This is a genomic window from Streptomyces sp. NPDC003456, assembly GCF_042878735.1.
GTDB lineage: Bacteria > Actinomycetota > Actinomycetes > Streptomycetales > Streptomycetaceae > Streptomyces.
This window is the reverse complement of record NZ_JBIAOK010000005.1, coordinates 395,224-410,901: the sequence shown is the minus strand read 5'-3', so window position 1 is coordinate 410,901 and position 15,678 is coordinate 395,224. Positions and strand designations below refer to the sequence as shown.

General features: G+C 73.8%; 13 protein-coding genes. 6 read left to right on the top strand and 7 right to left on the bottom strand.

The genetic code is table 11. The annotated features are described in order from the left end of the window. Window positions 1-15: 15 nt before the first annotated feature. Entirely contained in the window at window positions 16-993 is a 978-nt protein-coding gene (locus tag ACFYWG_RS22845; protein WP_389203158.1) for a glycosyltransferase family 9 protein, read from the bottom strand. A gap of 104 nt (window positions 994-1,097) precedes the next feature. Between ACFYWG_RS22845 and ACFYWG_RS22840 the strand changes: the two genes are divergently transcribed. Both ACFYWG_RS22840 and ACFYWG_RS22835 read left to right on the top strand, forming a co-directional pair. Beyond that, window positions 1,098-1,886, top strand: a complete 789-nt coding sequence (locus ACFYWG_RS22840; RefSeq protein ID WP_385417639.1) for a polysaccharide deacetylase family protein — start codon at window positions 1,098-1,100, stop codon at window positions 1,884-1,886. Between the two features lie 94 nt (window positions 1,887-1,980). Beyond that, on the top strand, window positions 1,981-2,421 hold the full coding sequence (locus ACFYWG_RS22835; protein WP_389203156.1) for an SRPBCC family protein: 441 nt from the start codon (window positions 1,981-1,983) through the stop codon (window positions 2,419-2,421). A 27-nt stretch (window positions 2,422-2,448) separates the two neighbouring features. Here ACFYWG_RS22835 and ACFYWG_RS22830 read toward each other — a convergent pair whose 3' ends face one another. From ACFYWG_RS22830 to ACFYWG_RS22810, 5 genes are all read right to left on the bottom strand, one after another. Beyond that, window positions 2,449-3,600: an XdhC family protein gene (locus ACFYWG_RS22830; protein WP_383506784.1), complete on the bottom strand. Its 1,152-nt coding sequence runs from the start codon at window positions 3,598-3,600 to the stop codon at window positions 2,449-2,451. Window positions 3,601-3,647: 47 nt separating this feature from the next. Beyond that, window positions 3,648-5,105 (bottom strand): NCS2 family permease, encoded by a 1,458-nt coding sequence (locus tag ACFYWG_RS22825; RefSeq protein ID WP_389203153.1) that lies wholly within the window; start codon window positions 5,103-5,105, stop codon window positions 3,648-3,650. Between the two features lie 202 nt (window positions 5,106-5,307). Further along, entirely contained in the window at window positions 5,308-7,695 is a 2,388-nt protein-coding gene (locus ACFYWG_RS22820) for a xanthine dehydrogenase family protein molybdopterin-binding subunit (protein WP_389203152.1), read from the bottom strand. Between the two features lie 2 nt (window positions 7,696-7,697). Beyond that, window positions 7,698-8,279 (bottom strand): (2Fe-2S)-binding protein, encoded by a 582-nt coding sequence (locus ACFYWG_RS22815; RefSeq protein WP_376325414.1) that lies wholly within the window; start codon window positions 8,277-8,279, stop codon window positions 7,698-7,700. Continuing rightward, window positions 8,279-9,169, bottom strand: a complete 891-nt coding sequence (locus tag ACFYWG_RS22810) for an FAD binding domain-containing protein (RefSeq protein ID WP_383506792.1) — start codon at window positions 9,167-9,169, stop codon at window positions 8,279-8,281. The genes ACFYWG_RS22815 and ACFYWG_RS22810 overlap by 1 nt, the downstream gene beginning before the upstream one ends. Before the next feature lie 380 nt (window positions 9,170-9,549). On the opposite strand from ACFYWG_RS22810, the gene ACFYWG_RS22805 reads away from it, so the two are divergent. Both ACFYWG_RS22805 and ACFYWG_RS22800 read left to right on the top strand, forming a co-directional pair. Beyond that, window positions 9,550-11,223 (top strand): PucR family transcriptional regulator, encoded by a 1,674-nt coding sequence (locus ACFYWG_RS22805; RefSeq protein ID WP_389203149.1) that lies wholly within the window; start codon window positions 9,550-9,552, stop codon window positions 11,221-11,223. A gap of 166 nt (window positions 11,224-11,389) precedes the next feature. Continuing rightward, window positions 11,390-12,154 carry a hypothetical protein gene (locus tag ACFYWG_RS22800; RefSeq protein WP_389203147.1) on the top strand — a complete coding sequence of 255 codons (765 nt, stop codon included), beginning with the start codon at window positions 11,390-11,392 and terminating at the stop codon, window positions 12,152-12,154. Between the two features lie 314 nt (window positions 12,155-12,468). Here ACFYWG_RS22800 and ACFYWG_RS22795 read toward each other — a convergent pair whose 3' ends face one another. Continuing rightward, complete coding sequence (locus ACFYWG_RS22795; RefSeq protein WP_385417627.1) at window positions 12,469-13,269, bottom strand: GntR family transcriptional regulator; 801 nt, start codon at window positions 13,267-13,269, stop codon at window positions 12,469-12,471. A 189-nt stretch (window positions 13,270-13,458) separates the two neighbouring features. Between ACFYWG_RS22795 and ACFYWG_RS22790 the strand changes: the two genes are divergently transcribed. Both ACFYWG_RS22790 and ACFYWG_RS22785 read left to right on the top strand, forming a co-directional pair. Beyond that, the gene (locus ACFYWG_RS22790) at window positions 13,459-14,310 is read left to right on the top strand and encodes a (2Fe-2S)-binding protein (RefSeq protein ID WP_389203145.1); all 852 of its coding nucleotides are present in this window, start codon (window positions 13,459-13,461) and stop codon (window positions 14,308-14,310) included. A gap of 303 nt (window positions 14,311-14,613) precedes the next feature. Beyond that, on the top strand, window positions 14,614-15,651 hold the full coding sequence (locus tag ACFYWG_RS22785) for a DUF2637 domain-containing protein (protein ID WP_376325399.1): 1,038 nt from the start codon (window positions 14,614-14,616) through the stop codon (window positions 15,649-15,651). The last annotated feature ends 27 nt before the right edge of the window (window positions 15,652-15,678 follow it).

Genomic DNA, 15,678 nt, shown 5'->3' with positions numbered 1-15,678 from the left:
TGGCCGGGTGCCCGCTCACGACCTCGCGATTCCTGGCAGTTCACCGTGGGCGCGCAGCACGTCGTCGGGTGTGATGCGCAGCAGGGCGGGGTCGGGGCGGCGGCCGTGCGGGTCGCCTTCCGGCCCGTACCAGAGCGTGCGGTGGCGGGGGTCGGGCGGCGGGCCCCAGCGACTGGGCGCGACCGGCCCGAACAGCGTGACGGACGGTGTGCCGTGGGCGGCGGCGAGGTGGGCGACGCCGGTGTCGCCGCTGATCACGCAGGACGCGGCGGCGACCAGGGCGGACAGCCGGCCGAAGGGCAGGCCGCCGCCGAACACGTCCGTGTCGGCCAGGTCCGCCTGCTTGGCCAGCCGCGCCACGAGGTCGCCCTCGTCGGCGCCCCCCGTGACGACCACCCGCAGGCCGCGGGCGCGCAGCCCGGCCGCGACGGCCGCGTACCGCTCGACGGGCCAGCAGCGGGCCGGCGAGCCGGCGCCGGGGTGCAGGACGGCCGCGCCGGGCGCCGGCGAGGAGGTGCGCGGCGGGGGCAGGCGCAGGTCGCGCGGGTCGGCGTCGAGGCCGTACCAGCGCAGCAGCCGGCACCAGCGGTCGCGTTCGTGCTCCTCGGCGTACCAGGTCGGCCCGTCGATCTCCGGCGTGTCGGGGTGGGCGAAGGCGAGCAGCCGCGCGGGGCGCAGGTCCGCCAGCAGCCGGTGGCTGAGGGGTCCGTTGCCGTGCAGGTCGACGGCGACGTCCGGGGGCGGGCCGCTCCAGTCGAGGGAGCGCGGGACCTCGCGGCCCGGCGCGGAGGCGGGCAGCAGCCGGTCCACGGCTCCCGTCGCCCGCGCGACCGGGGCCAGCTCGGCGGGGGCCGCCAGGGTCAGCTCGTGGTCCGGGTGGGCCCGCCGCAGGGCGCGCAGGGCGGGGACGCCGGCGAGGAGGTCGCCGAGGCCCAGGGCGCGCAGGACGAGGAGACGCGGTGGCGTCGGCGCGGCTGCCGTGTCCGGTGTCATGCCAGCAGCCTGCCGTGCGGCTCCTGGGTACGCCCGCGCAGTCGGCCATCGGGTGTGCGAACGCACTATAAACGGCATGTATACACGACATGTATAGTCCCGGCATGCCTTCTCCGACCAAGAAGACGACGAAAACGGGGACCTCGTTCCGGCGCCTCGGGACGCTCGCGGTGACCGCGGCCCTGGCCGCCGCGCTGAGCGGCTGCTCCGGGCCCGGCACCACCGCTCCCAGCGCCGTCCGCGCCCAGGGAGCCTCCGGCACCCAGGCGGCCCGCATCGGCGTCGCGGACTGCCGCGAGGTCAGATGCATCGCCCTGACCTTCGACGCCGGGCCGAGCGAGCACTCGGCCCGGCTGCTGGACATCCTGAAGGAGAAGCAGGTCCCGGCGACCTTCTTCCTCCTGGGGAAGCGGCACATCGAGAAGTACCCGGACCTGGTGCGGCGGATGGCCGACGAGGGCCACGAGGTGGCCAGCCACACCTGGAGCCACCGGATACTGACCGAGCTGAGCCCCGAGGAGATACGGGAGGAGCTGCGCCGCCCCAACGAGGAGATACAGCGCCTCACGGGCCGGCGCCCCACCCTGATGCGGCCGCCGCAGGGCCGCACCGACGACACCGTGCACGAGATCAGCCGCGAACTCGGGCTGTCCGAGGTGCTGTGGAGCGTGACGGCCAAGGACTACACCACGACCGACCCGGCCCTGATCACCCGCCGCGTCCTGCGCCAGTCGTCCCGGGACGGCATCATCCTGCTCCACGACATCTACGACGGCACGGTGCCGGCCGTACCGGGGATCATCGACGCCCTGAAGGAACGGGGCTACGTGTTCGTGACGGTCCCCCACCTGCTCGCCCCGGGCAGGGCGGAGCCCGGGCAGGTCTACCGCTGACGGGCGGCCGGCCCCGCGGAGCCGGTGCTGGGCCGACCGGGTGAAGGGGGCCCGACCGGGACGGTGGGCGGCGCGGGTTCCCTACGATCGGGGTGTGGCGAACTTCCTGCTCGAGCGCACGGTGCCGCTCCCCCTCGACGAGGCGTGGCGGCGGATCACGCGGTGGGAGCGGCACGGTGCGACCGTGCCGCTGACCGTGGTCCGGACGGTCCCGCCGGGACCGACGCGCGAGGGCACGCGTGTCGTGGCCCGCTCGGGCGTCGGACCGCTGGGCTTCGACGACCCGATGGAGGTCACGGTGTGGGAGCCGCCGGTGGACGGCGGCCCCGGCAGGTGCCGGCTGGTCAAGCGCGGCGGCGTGGTGCTCGGCTGGGCCGAGCTGGAGGTGCGGCCGGGCCCCGGCGGGCGCACGCGGGTGCTGTGGCGCGAGGAGATCCGCGTCCGGTTCGTGCCGTCGCTCTTCGACGGCGTCCTGCGGCTCTCGGCGCGCCAGGTCTTCGGGCGGACCGTGAACCACCTGCTCCGGCTGCCCTGACGGGCGGGGGCGGGCCGCGGCCGGGGGTCAGGCCACCGAGCCGATCCGGCCCACCGCCTCGGACTGCGGCGCGTGGTGGATGGGGGTGTGCGCCCCGGTCAGCGGGACACCGCTGCCTCCGCGCCGCCCGGCGACGATCTCCGCGGCGATCGACAGGGCCGTCTCCTCGGGCGTACGGGCGCCGAGGTCCAGCCCGATCGGCGAGTGCAGGCGGCTCAGCTCCAGGTCGGTGACGCCGACGTCGCGCAGGCGGGCGTTGCGGTCCAGGTGGGTGCGCCGGGAGCCCATGGCGCCGACGTACGCCACCGGCAGGCGCAGCGCCAGCTTCAGCAGGGGCACGTCGAACTTGGCGTCGTGGGTCAGGACGCACAGCACCGTGCGGGCGTCGACCTGCGTGCTCTCCAGGTAGCGGTGGGGCCAGTCGACGACGATCTCGTCGGCCTCGGGGAACCGGGTCCGGGTGGCGAAGACGGGCCGCGCGTCGCACACGGTGACGTGGTAGCCGAGGAACTTGCCGACGCGGACCAGGGCGGAGGCGAAGTCGATCGCGCCGAACACGATCATGCGGGGGGCGGGGACCGAGGACTCGACCAGGACGGTGAGCGGTGCTCCGCAGCGAGAGCCCTGCTCTCCGATCTCCAGGGTGCCGGTGCGGCCGGCGTCCAGGAAGGCGGCCGCCTCGGCGGCGACCGTGCGGTCCAGCTCCGGGTGGGCCCCGAAACCGCCGGTGGTGGAGCCGTCGGGGCGGACGAGCAGGGCCCGGCCGGTCAGTTCGCGCGGACCGGAGACGATCCGCGCCACCGCCGCCGCCCGGCCTGCGGCGGCGGCGGTGAGAGCGGCCGCGACCACCGGCCGCACCGCGTCGGCGGCGCGGACCGGGGTGACCAGGATGTCGATGACGCCGCCGCAGGTCAGGCCCACGGCGAAGGCGTCGTCGTCGCTGTAGCCGAAGCGTTCCAGGACGGTCTCGCCGTCCCGCAGCGCCTGTTCGCACAGCTCGTAGACCGCGCCCTCCACGCACCCCCCGGAGACCGAGCCGATCGCCGTGCCGTCGGCGTCCACCGCGAGCGCGGCGCCGGGCTGGCGGGGCGCGCTGCCGCCGACGGCCACCACGGTGGCCACGGCGAAGTCACGGCCCTGCTCGACCCACCGGTTCAGCTCCTCGGCGATGTCCAGCATGTGTCTCGGTCTCCTTCGGGCTGTCGCGTCGGGACTCGGGCGGGGCGTCAGTGGACGCCGAGCCAGCTCTCGATCGGGTTGAGGGCGAAGTACACGAGGAACACCGCCGTGAGGATCCACATGAAGGCGCCGATCTCGCGCCACTTGCCCTGGGCGGTCTTGATGGCGGCGTAGGAGATGACGCCCGCGGCGACACCGGTGGTGATGGTGTACGTGAAGGGCATCAGCACGACCGTCAGGAACACCGGGACGGCGGTGGCCCGGTCGGCCCAGTCCACGTGCCGGGCGTTCATCAGCATCATGGCGCCGATGACGACGAGGGCGGCGGAGGCGACCTCCTGCGGCACGATCGCGGTGAGCGGGGTGAAGAACAGGCAGGCCGCGAAGAACAGGCCGGTGACCACCGAGGCCAGTCCCGTGCGGGCGCCCTCGCCGACCCCGGTGGCCGACTCGATGAACACCGTCTGGCCGGAGCCGCCCGACACACCGCCGATCGCGCCGCCGGCCCCGTCGATGAACAGCGCCTTGGACAGGCCCGGCATCCGGCCCTTGTCGTCGGCGAGCTTCGCCTCGGTGCCGACGCCGATGATGGTGGCCATCGCGTCGAAGAACCCGGCCAGCACCAGCGTGAAGACGATCATGCCGACGGTCATCGCGCCGACCTCGCCCCAGCCGCCGAACTCGACGTCGCCGAAGAGCGAGAAGTCGGGCATGGACACGGCGCTGCCGTGCAGTTCCGGTGCGCCGCCCGCCCACTGCTCGGGGTCGACGACCCCGGCGGCGTTCAGGACCGCGGCGACGACCGTGCCGCTGACGATGCCGATGAGGATGGCGCCCGGGATGTTGCGCGCCTGGAGCATGAAGATCAGCAGCAGGGTGCCGGCGAAGAGCAGCACGGGCCAGCCGGCCAGTTCGCCCGCCGGGCCGAGCGTGACGGGGGTGGCCTCGCCCTGGTGCACGAACCCGGACTTGTAGAACCCGATGAGGGCGATGAACAGGCCGATGCCCATGGTGATGCCGTGCTTGAGGGCGAGGGGGATCGCGTTCATGATCATCTCGCGCAGGCCGGTCACCACCAGAAGCATGATGACCACGCCGTACATGACGCACATGCCCATCGCCTGCGGCCAGGTCATCTCGGGCGCGACCTGGGAGGCGAGGACCCCGGAGACGGACAGGCCCGCGGCGAGGGCGAGGGGCACCTTGCCGACGAAGCCCATCAGCAGGGTGGTCAGGGCCGCCGCGAACGCGGTCGCGGTGATCAGGCCCGGCTGGGCGAGCGTGTTCCCGGCCGCGTCCTTGCCGGACAGGATCAGGGGGTTGAGCAGGAGGATGTACGCCATCGCCATGAAGGTCGTGATGCCGCCGCGCACTTCGCGGGCGACGGTCGACCCTCTGTGGGAGATGTGGAAGTACCGGTCGAGCCAGGACCTGCCGGCCGGGACGCGGGTGCCTTCGCCCGCGTCGTCGGCTGTGGTCCTCGGCTCTACTGACTGCTGGGTCATGTGGGCCTACTCCCAAGGTTCACAGGGGCACCCGCGGCTCGTCGTGACGACGCGCGGGATTTGGGAAGGTGCTTCGGCCGCACGACCCGGGGGACGGCCCGAGACGAACGATCAGTCGGTTCCCGGGACCGCGAGCGGTGCGGTGCCCGGATCTCCGGGCGGCGCGGAAGTGTGACGTTCCCGTGCGCCGCCCGGAGAGCTCTTACGGGGTGCCGGTCAGGTGCTCGGGGCGGACCGGCGTCCTGTTCAGCTCCAGCCCGGTCGCCGCGCGGATCGCGGCGAGCACGGCCGGGGTCGACGACAGGGTGGGGGCCTCGCCGATGCCGCGCAGGCCGTACGGGGCGTGCTCGTCGGCGAGTTCGAGCACGTCGACCGGGATGGTCGGCGTGTCGAGGATCGTCGGGATCAGGTAGTCGGTGAAGGAGGGGTTCTTGACCTTCGCCGTCTTCGGGTCGACGACGATCTCCTCCATCACGGCCACGCCGAGGCCCTGGGTGGTGCCGCCCTGGATCTGGCCGATCACCGACAGCGGGTTGAGCGCCTTGCCGACGTCCTGGGCGCAGGCCAGTTCGACGACCTTGACCAGGCCGAGTTCGGTGTCGACCTCGACGACGGCGCGGTGGGCGGCGAACGAGTACTGCACGTGCCCGTTGCCCTGCCCGGTGCGCAGGTCGAAGGGCTCGGTCGGCCGGTGCCGCCACTCCGCCTCGACCTCGACGGTCTCGTCCTCCAGGACGTCCACCAGGTCGGCGAGGACCTCGCCGCCGTCGGTGACGACCTTGCCGGCCTCCAGGACCAGTTCGGCCGTCGCCCAGGCGGGGTGGTGGCTGCCGAACTTGCGGCGGCCGATCTCCAGCACCTTCTCGCGGACGAGTTCGCAGGAGTTCTTCACCGCGCCGCCGGTGACGTACGTCTGCCGGGAGGCGGACGTCGAACCGGCGCTGCCCACCTGCGTGTCGGCCGGGTGGATGGTCACCTGGGTGACGCCCAGCTCGGTCCGGGCGATCTGGGCGTGGACGGTGACGCCGCCCTGGCCGACCTCCGCCATGGCGGTGTGCACGGTGGCGACGGGCTCCCCGGCGAGGACCTCCATGCGGACCTTGGCGGTGGAGTAGTCGTCGAACCCCTCGGAGAAGCCGACGTTCTTGATGCCGACGGCGTAGCCGACCCCGCGCACGACGCCCTCGCCGTGCGTGGTGTTGGACAGTCCGCCCGGCAGCTGCCGTACGTCGGCGCCCTCGCTGGACTCCCACTGGCGCTCCGGCGGCATCGGCATCGCCTTGACGCGGCGCAGGAGTTCGGCGACGGGGGCCGGGGAGTCGACCGGCTGGCCGGTGGGCATGAGCGTGCCCTGCTCCATGGCGTTGAGCCGGCGGAACTCCACCGGGTCCATGCCGAGTTTCGCGGCGAGCTTGTCCATCTGCGCCTCGTAGGCGAAGCACGCCTGGACCGCGCCGAAGCCGCGCATGGCGCCGCAGGGCGGGTTGTTGGTGTAGAGGGCGATGGCCTCGATGTCCACGTCGTCGATCACGTACGGCCCGACGGACAGGGAGGAGGCGTTGCCGACGACCGCCGGGGAGGCGGAGGCGTAGGCGCCGCCGTCCAGGACGATCCGGCACTTCATGTGGGTGAGCTTGCCGTCCTTGGTGGCCCCGTGCTCGTAGTACAGCTTCGCGGGGTGGCGGTGGACGTGCCCGAAGAAGGACTCGAAGCGGTTGTAGACGATCTTGACGGGCTTGCCGGTGCGCAGGGCGAGCAGGCAGGCGTGGATCTGCATCGACAGGTCCTCGCGGCCGCCGAACGCGCCGCCGACGCCGGACAGCGTCATGCGCACCTTGTCCTCGGGCAGGCCCAGCACGGGCGCCATCTGGCGCAGGTCGCTGTGCAGCCACTGGGTGGCGATGTAGAGGTGGACGCCGCCGTCCTCCTCCGGCACGGCGAGGCCGGACTCGGGGCCGAGGAACGCCTGGTCCTGCATGCCGAAGGTGTACTCGCCCTCGACGATCACGTCGGCCCGCGCGCGGGCCTCGGCCACGTTCCCGCGCACGATCGGCTGGCGGTGCACGATGTTCGGGTGCGGGACGTGACCGCTGTGGTGGTCGTCGCGGTTGTCGTGGACGAGGATCGCGTCCGGGGCGGTGGCGGAGGCCTCGTCCGTGACGACGGGCAGCTCCCGGTACTCCACCTTGATCTTCGCGGCGGCCCGGCGGGCGGTCTCCGGGTGGTCGGCGGCAACGAGGGCGACCGGCTCGCCGTGATGGCGGACCTTGCCGTGGGCGAGGACCGGGGTGTCCTGGATCTCCAGGCCGTAGTTCCTCACGTCGGTCGGCAGGTCGTCGTACGTCAGCACGGCGTACACACCGGGGGTGGCCAGGGCCTCGGCGGTGTCGATCGAGACGATCTCGGCGTGGGCGACGGTGGAGCGCAGGATCTGGCCCCAGAGCATGTCCTCGTGCCACATGTCGGACGAGTACGCGAACTCGCCGGTGACCTTGAGGGTGCCGTCCGGGCGCAGCGTGGACTCGCCGATGCCGCCCTTGGTCGGGGTGCCCTGGGTGATCTTCGTGGGGGTTCCGCTGGGGGATGACACGATCAGACCGCCTCCGACTGCCGGGCGGCCGCCAGGCGGACCGCGTCCATGATCTTCTCGTAGCCGGTGCAGCGGCACAGGTTGCCCGACAGCGCCTCGCGGATGTCCGCGTCGGTCGGGTTGGGGTTGCGCTCCAGCATCTCGTCGGCGGCGACCAGCAGCCCCGGGGTGCAGAAGCCGCACTGGACGGCGCCGGCGTCGATGAACGCCTGCTGGATCGGGGCGAGTTCGGTCCCCTCACCGGTCTGCGAGTCGGTGCCCTTGGCCTGCCATCCCTGGGCGTCCTGCAGCGAGGTGCCGCAGGCTCCCGAGGCGCAGCCGCCCTCGGCGCGCTGCCTGGCGTGGTCGGCGAGCCCCTCGACGGTGACGACCTCGCGGCCCTCCACCTGCCCGGCGGCGACCAGGCACGAGCACACCGGCACGCCGTCCAGGCGGACCGTGCACGAGCCGCACTCGCCCTGCTCGCAGGCGTTCTTCGAGCCCGGCAGGCCGAGCCGCTCCCTCAGGACGTACAGCAGGGACTCGCCCTCCCACACGTCGTCGGCCTCCTGCGGACGGCCGTTGACCGTGAAGTTGACGCGCATCACGCAGCTCCCTCGGTGAGGCGGCGGTCGCCGCGGTAGGACTCCCAGGTCCAGGTCAGTGTGCGGCGGGCCATGACGCCGACCGCGTGGCGGCGGTAGCTCGCCGTGCCCCGGACGTCGTCGATCGGGTTGCAGGCGGCGGAGCACAGGTCGGCGAACTGCTTGGCGACCGACGGAGTGATGATCTTGCCGTTGTCCCAGAAGCCGCCTTCCTCCAGCGCGGCGTTCAGAAACTCCTCGGCGGCCTTGGCCCGAACGGGGGTCGGCGCGGCGGAGCCGATTCCGGTGCGCACGGTCCGCGTCCGGGGGTGCAGCGCGAGCCCGAAGGCGCACACGGCGATCACCATGGCGTTGCGGGTGCCGACCTTGGAGAACTGCTGCGGCCCGTCCGCCTTCTTCACGTGCACCGCGCGGATCAGCTCGTCCGGCTCCAGCGCGTTGCGCTTCACGCCCTTGTAGAACGCGTCGATCGGGATGAGGCGGCTGCCGCGCACCGACTCGACCTCCACCTCGGCGCCCGCGGCCAGCAGGGCGGGGTGGGCGTCGCCGGCCGGGGAGGCCGTGCCGAGGTTGCCGCCGACACCGCCGCGGTTGCGGATCTGCGGGGAGGCGACGGTGTGCGAGGCGAGGGCGAGGCCCGGCAGCTCGGCGCGCAGGTTCTCCATGATCCTGGTGTAGGGCACGGAGGCACCCAGCCGCACGCTCTCCTCGCCGACCTCCCACTCGGAGAGCTCGCCGACGCGGTTCAGGTCGAGGAGGTACTCGGGCCGGCGGTGGTCGAAGTTGATCTCGACCATCACGTCGGTGCCACCCGCAATCGGCACAGCGGTGGGATGCTCGGCCTTCGCGGCGAGCGCATCCTCCCAGCTGGCGGGGCGAAGGAAGTCCATGACCGGCTCTCTTCTTCGTCTTCTCGTGGGGCGTTCAGATTGAGCCAATCCGTGTGCGGCGGTCCCGGCTCGTTCATGTGCTGTTTACGCGTAGTGGCCTCAGTACACAGCGCGGTGCTCCGACGGGGTCAGTCACGGAAACCATGAAGGAGTTGGCTGGCCACGGCGGGCATCTTGTAGATTCGTATGAACGGAGGCCATCCGAAACCTCCTCGTTCTCCTGTGGAAACGCGCGACACCGCCGCGTGACCTGGGACACCACCGGGACCCGGTTCCCAGGCGGCGAGCCCTGCTCACCCACCCCGCCGAACAGGCGCCCCGCGAGGGCGCCCCCTGCAGATCCACCATAGTTTTCGAGACAAAGAACGGCGGCGACGAGAATGCGGCTGCGCGCACTGCTGGAGACGGACGCGCTGGGCCTGAAGCTGCTCGGCGGCGAGGACGAGCTGGACCGCACCGTACGGGGCGTCATGACCACGGACCTGCGCGACCCCAGCCGCTACCTCTCGGGCGGCGAGCTGGTGCTGACGGGTCTGGCCTGGCGCCGGGACGCCGGCGACTCGGAGCCGTTCGTCCGGATCCTGGTGCAGGCGGGCGTGACGGCCCTGGCCGCGGGCGAGGCCGAGCTCGGGGACGTACCGGAGGACCTGGTCGCGGCGTGCGCCCGGCACCGCCTGCCGCTCCTGGCCGTGCACGAGTCGGTGGCCTTCGCGACGATCACCGAGCACGTCGTGCGGCAGGTCTCCGGCGAGCGCGCCGGGGACCTCGCGGCGGTGGTCGACCGCCACCGCCGGATGATGACGTCGGGCCCGGCGGGCGGCGGCCCCGACGTGGTCCTGGACCTGCTGGGCTCCGACCTCGACCTGCGGGCCTGGGTCCTCTCCCCCACCGGCCGCCTGATCGCGGGATCCAAGACCGCCGGGGCCGCCCTGCCGGCCGAGGCGTGCGCCCGGCTCGCGGGCGAGCACCTCACCGCCACCCGCACCGGCCGCCGCGGCCCCCACCGGGTCGTCCTCGGCGCCACCACCTACTCCCTGTTCCCCGTGCGCTCCACCGGCCGCCCTCCGCAGCCCGCCCGGGACGTCCGTGAGAGCGCGCTGTCGGACTGGCTGCTGGCCGTGGAGGCGGACGCCGGTGACTGGGCCGAGGAGCGCCTGGACCTGCTGCACGGAGTCACCCAGCTGATCGCCGTCGAGCGGGACCGCCGGGACGCGGCCCGCACCGTGCGCCGCCGCCTCGCCCAGGAGGTGCTGGAGCTGGTCCAGGCGGGTGCCGCCCCCGGCGAGATCGCCGCCCGGCTGCGGGTGGCCGCCCCGGTGCTGCTGCCCGGCCTGGGCGCGGCCCCGCACTGGCAGGTGGTCGTGGCGCGGGTCGACTGGGACGGCGAGGAGAGCGAGGCGGGCCCGGTGGCGCAGGCCCTGCTGGAGGAGATCCTCGTCGACCCCGCGTCCGCCGGGCCGGACCCCTCCGACCGCATCGCCGTCGCCCACACCGGCGAGGAGGCCATCGCCCTGGTCCCGCTCCCCGCCGTCACGGCCGAGCACGACGGGCCGGGGGCGGGCGTGCTCGCCGACGCGCTGCTGGAGTCGGTGCGCGACCCGCTCGCGGCCGGGCTCGACGGCGACGGCCGGCTCACCCTCGGGGTCAGCGCGGCCGTCCACTCGGCGGAGGGCCTGCGCGGCGCGCTGGAGGAGGCCCGGCACGCCCGCCGGGTGGCCGCCGCCCGGCCGGGCCGGGTCTGCGCCGCCGGCCACCAGGAACTCGCCTCGCACGTCCTGCTGCTCCCGTTCGTCCCCGACGACGTCCGCCGCGCCTTCACCGCGCGCCTCCTGGACCCCCTGCGCGACTACGACCGCCGCCACCGGGCCGAGCTGATCCCGACCCTGGAGGCCTTCCTCGACTGCGACGGTTCGTGGACCCGCTGCGCCACCCGTCTGCACCTGCACGTCAACACGCTGCGCTACCGCGTCGGCCGCATCGAGCAGTTGACGGGGCGTGACCTGTCGCGGCTGGAGGACAAGCTCGACTTCTTCCTGGCACTGCGGATGAGCTGAGACAAGGGCGTCCGCGGCCCCTGCTTCGGGGCCGGCGCCGCGTCCCACGACTTTGTGAAATCCTTCACCCGCCCTCTTGGCCCGGCCCGCCGATTCGTGCTGAGATGCCGCCACCACTCAACAGCTCGATGGCGTGCTCGGGGAGGGCAACGTGGCGCATACCGCCATGTCTGGTAACGGAACGACCGCCGGTGACGATCCCCTCCAGACCGCGGTATGGCGGCTGCGCTCGCGCGGGTGCTGGGCCGACGCGGCCGCACTGCTGCTGCCGGCCACCCCGGCGGCCGCGCTCCAGCGCGCGGCCCTGCTGGTCGAACGGTGCCTGTACACCGAGCAGGGCTGGGAGGAGGCCGAGGACGCGCTGCGCACGGCGGAGGCGCTGGCCCACAGCGACGACGAGCGGGGCGCGGCCGCTTGTGAACGCGGGTACTTGGCCTACGCGGCGACCGTGCTCGCGGTGCGCGACCGGGCCGACGAGGCCCGCGCCGCGCTCGGCCGGGCGGCGGCGCTGGTCCCTCCGGGGGCACCGCAGCGCGCCCTGCTCGACTTCCGCCGCGGGCTGGTCGCCGAGAACCTCACCAGCTCGCCCCAGGCCGCCCGCGCCGCCTACCGCCGCGCCCACGCCGGGGCGACGGCCCAGTCCGACCCGCTGCTGCTGTCGTTCACCTGGCGGCACATGGCCGGACTCGCCCTGCGCGAAGGCGAGTTGGCGGAGGCGCGGCACGGGTTCGCGGAGTCGCTGCGGATCCGTGAGGAGCTGGGCTACCTGGTGGGCACGGCGCCCGCGCTGGTGTCCCTGGCCGAGGCGGAGACCGAGCCGGAGGCGTCCCGCCTGCGGGAGGAGGCCCGCCGCCTGTTCCGCCTGCTCGGCGGCGTCCCGACCTGGCTGGCCCGCCACCTGACCCCCCTGCCCCCGGCGGCGACGGCCTGAGCCGGCACCCCTGGGGCGGTTCACGGTCGCGGGTCGGCGCCGGAGCTGCCTGCGGGTCCGCACCGCCGTGCGCCGGAAGGGGAGGTGCCGGGGGCCCGCACGCGGGCGTGAGTGCGGCGGTACGCGCCTCGCCGGCCGGAACCACCGGACCCCCGGCGCGTCCACTCGTGAGCCCGCGCGCGCCCGTCCACCGGTCCCTGCGGGCGCCCGCCCGTGCCGGTGCGCCTCCGCCCGGTCCGTACGCGCGCTCGACCTCTCCGCCCGCGCGGTCCGCCCCTGCCGGTGCCGCTCTGCCCGTGCGGGCGCGCGTGAGTTCAGCCCGTGCCGGACGCGCCCGCGAAGTGCTCGCCGGCCAGGGCTCGCACGACCTCCAGGTCCCGGGCGATGAGCGCGTCCAGCAGCGCCGTGTGCTCGTGCGCGTCCGCCACCAGGTCGGCCCGCCCGCGCATCCCCGGCCCGCCCCCGACCAGCGGCCACTGCGCCCTGCGGTGCAGGTCCTCGGCGATCTGGACGAGCTGGCCGTTGCCCGCGAGGGAGAGCACCGCCCGGTGGAAGGCACGGTCGGACTCCGCGTAGGTCGCCCGGCAGCCGGAGGACGCGGCCCGCACCGTCGCCTCGGCCAGGGGCCGCAGCTCCGCCCAGCGCTCCGCGGGCACCGTGCGCGCCAGCCGCAGCAGCACCGGCACCTCGATCAGCGCCCGCACCTCGGCCAGCTCCGCCAGCTCGCGCGCCCCGCGCTCGACCACCCGGAACCCCCGGTTGGGCACGACCTCGACGGCGCCTTCCAGGGCCAGTTGCTGCATGGCCTCGCGCACCGGCGTGGCGGAGACACCGAAGCGCTCCCCCAGCACGGGCGCCGAGTACACCTCGCCGGGCCGCAGGTCCCCGGCCACGAGCGCGGCGCGCAGCGCGTCGAGGACCTGCCCGCGCACCGAGGCCCGCTGCACGACCGGCCGCGGCCGCGCGGCATCCGCACCCGGGGCGGGCGGCTCGCTGTGCGTGTGCTCACCGCGCACGGCCCCGGCCTGCCGCGGCACGCGGGTCCCGCCGGCCGCCGCGGCCGGGTGGGGACGGGGCATTCCGGTCCCGGCGGAGCCCTGCGTGCCCTGCTTCACAAGGTCCTCCTCGGGACGTGTCGGTGACGTATCGGTACTTGGGGTCATTACGGCGGGTTGCTGCTCGCCCGTCAAGCACCATAAGCGCACCGGCCCCCAGTTCCCATCCGCGGTTCCCTTTCCCGGGATCTTCGGTAAGGTAAGCCTTACCTTCAAGAACCTGTTCGACCCGGACGGATCGGTGATCACATGCGCGCGCCCCGCTCGGCCGTCTCCGGCGCCTACGCACGTCTGGCGGAGGTCCTCCCCGGGCTCGCGGTCACCGAACTGGCGCCCGGCGACGAGCTCCCCCGGGGCGCCGGCTGGGCGGCCGCGGCCGACCTCGCGGCCGCCGGCCCCGCGCTCGACGCGTTCCTGGCCTGGGACGAGGAGCAGGTCCAGCGGGACTACGGGCAGCGCGCCCGCCCCGACGTCGTCGCGAGTTTCGGACTGCACCGCTACTCCTGGCCCGCCTGCCTGCTGATCACGGCCCCCTGGTTCCTGCAGCGCAGGGTCCCGTACTACCCCGTGACGCACGTCTCGTACGACCGCACCGCCGCGGGGTACCCCCTCGGGCACCTGGCCGTCCGTCCCGCCGGCTTCGCCTGCCTGCCCGGCGACGAGGCGGCCCTCCTGCCGGGGGCCCGCGTCGTGCCGGACGAGGAGGCGCTGCGGGCGGAGGTGCGGTCGGCCGTGGCCGCGCACATGGAACCGGTCCTGGCCGGCTTCGGCCCCCGGATGCGGCGCCGCGGCCGGGCCCTGTGGGGCATGGCGACGGACGAGATCGTCGAGGGCGTCTGGTACGTCGCGCAGCAGCTCGGCGAGATCGAGGAGCGGCGGGCCGTGCGCGAGCTGGAGCTGCTGCTGCCGGGAGCGGTTAAGCCGTACGTCGGCACACCGGCCTTCCGGGAGCTGACCGGGCCGGGCGGTGAGCCCCTGCGCACCCGGGAGCGGGCGAGCTGCTGCATGTTCTACACCCTGCGCCCCGAGGACACCTGCGCCACCTGCCCCCGCACCTGTGAAGCGGACCGGGTCAACAAGCTGCTGACCACCGCGGGCTGACGCTCCGTCGGGCAGGACCATGCCCGGAGAACCCGTAAGATCATCACCACGGAAAGCCACCGCGGCCTCCAGGTGATGCACAATCTCCTCACACGTGGCGGGAACTTTCCGGAGAACCGCTCGTACGGGTAGTCTTGTTCGAACTCAACTCCCGTTCCTCAAGCGGCAGTTCGAGCAGAACGCCGCCCTGGGCATCCCCTTGCACTTCCTTGGCGGCCTCTTGCCCCGAAACCCCCTGAGGGCTGACGGGATTGGGCCACTATGGCGGGCGTTACGCCCTATCCCACTGCAAGGGACCCCCGAATGAGACTGACCGACATATCGCTGAACTGGCTGCTTCCCGGCGCCGTGCTCCTGCTGGGCATGCTGGCGGCGGTGGCGGTGCTCGCGCGCGGCAAGCGCTCCTCGGTCAAGGACACGAGCGCGGACGACTCCTGGGAGCGCAGCGAGGAACGCCGCAGGCGCAAGGAAGCGATCTACGGCACCGTTTCCTACGTCCTGCTGTTCTGCTGCGCGGCCGTCGCCGCCGCGCTCTCCTTCCACGGACTGGTCGGCTTCGGCGAGCAGAATCTCGGCCTGACGGGCGGCTGGCAGTACCTGGTCCCGTTCGGCCTGGACGGCGCGGCCATGTTCTGCTCCGTGCTCGCGGTGCGCGAGGCCAGCCACGGCGACGCCGCGCTCGGCTCCCGGATACTCGTCTGGACGTTCGCCTTCGCCGCGGCCTGGTTCAACTGGGTGCACGCCCCCAGGGGCATCGGCCACGCGGGCGCTCCGCACTTCTTCGCCGGCATGTCCCTGTCCGCGGCGGTCCTCTTCGACCGCGCGCTGAAGCAGACCCGCCGCGCCGCCCTGCGCGAGCAGGGCCTGGTGCCGCGTCCGCTGCCGCAGATCCGTATCGTGCGCTGGATGCGCGCTCCCCGCGAGACCTACCGCGCCTGGTCGCTGATGCTCCTGGAGGGTGTGCGCAGCCTGGACGAGGCGGTGGACGAGGTGCGTGACGACAAGCGCAAGAAGGACGAGGCCCGTCAGCGGCGGCGCGACCAGCAGCGCATGGAGCGTGCGCAGCTGAAGGCGATCAGCCGCGGGCACCGCGGGCACTTCGGCCGCGGCGGCGGCCGGCAGGTGGAGGTGCAGGTGGAGCGCGCCTCCACGCAGGCCTCCGCGGAGCCTGCCATAGCGCCGGACCCGCTGCCCGTCCGCTCGCGTCCCTCCCTGCAGCCGGTTCGCCAGGGGAGCGACCCGTTGACGGTGGACCTGACCGCGGAGGACGACACGCAGGCGCTGCCGCGCCTGGACTCCCTGGAGCGCAAGCTCAAGGACCTGGAGCAGCAGTTCGGCTGACGTGACGGCACCGGAAGGGGGCGCGGC

Bases quoted from the DNA above. Each gene is read 5' to 3' on its own strand.
- ACFYWG_RS22845 (WP_389203158.1), bottom strand. From the start codon at position 993: ATGACACCGGACACGGCAGCCGCGCCGACGCCACCGCGTCTCCTCGTC.
- ACFYWG_RS22840 (WP_385417639.1), top strand. From the start codon at position 1,098: ATGCCTTCTCCGACCAAGAAGACGACGAAAACGGGGACCTCGTTCCGG.
- ACFYWG_RS22830 (WP_383506784.1), bottom strand. From the start codon at position 3,600: ATGCTGGACATCGCCGAGGAGCTGAACCGGTGGGTCGAGCAGGGCCGT.
- ACFYWG_RS22825 (WP_389203153.1), bottom strand. From the start codon at position 5,105: ATGACCCAGCAGTCAGTAGAGCCGAGGACCACAGCCGACGACGCGGGC.
- ACFYWG_RS22815 (WP_376325414.1), bottom strand. From the start codon at position 8,279: ATGCGCGTCAACTTCACGGTCAACGGCCGTCCGCAGGAGGCCGACGAC.
- ACFYWG_RS22810 (WP_383506792.1), bottom strand. From the start codon at position 9,169: ATGGACTTCCTTCGCCCCGCCAGCTGGGAGGATGCGCTCGCCGCGAAG.
- ACFYWG_RS22805 (WP_389203149.1), top strand. From the start codon at position 9,550: ATGCGGCTGCGCGCACTGCTGGAGACGGACGCGCTGGGCCTGAAGCTG.
- ACFYWG_RS22800 (WP_389203147.1), top strand. From the start codon at position 11,390: ATGTCTGGTAACGGAACGACCGCCGGTGACGATCCCCTCCAGACCGCG.
- ACFYWG_RS22790 (WP_389203145.1), top strand. From the start codon at position 13,459: ATGCGCGCGCCCCGCTCGGCCGTCTCCGGCGCCTACGCACGTCTGGCG.
- ACFYWG_RS22785 (WP_376325399.1), top strand. From the start codon at position 14,614: ATGAGACTGACCGACATATCGCTGAACTGGCTGCTTCCCGGCGCCGTG.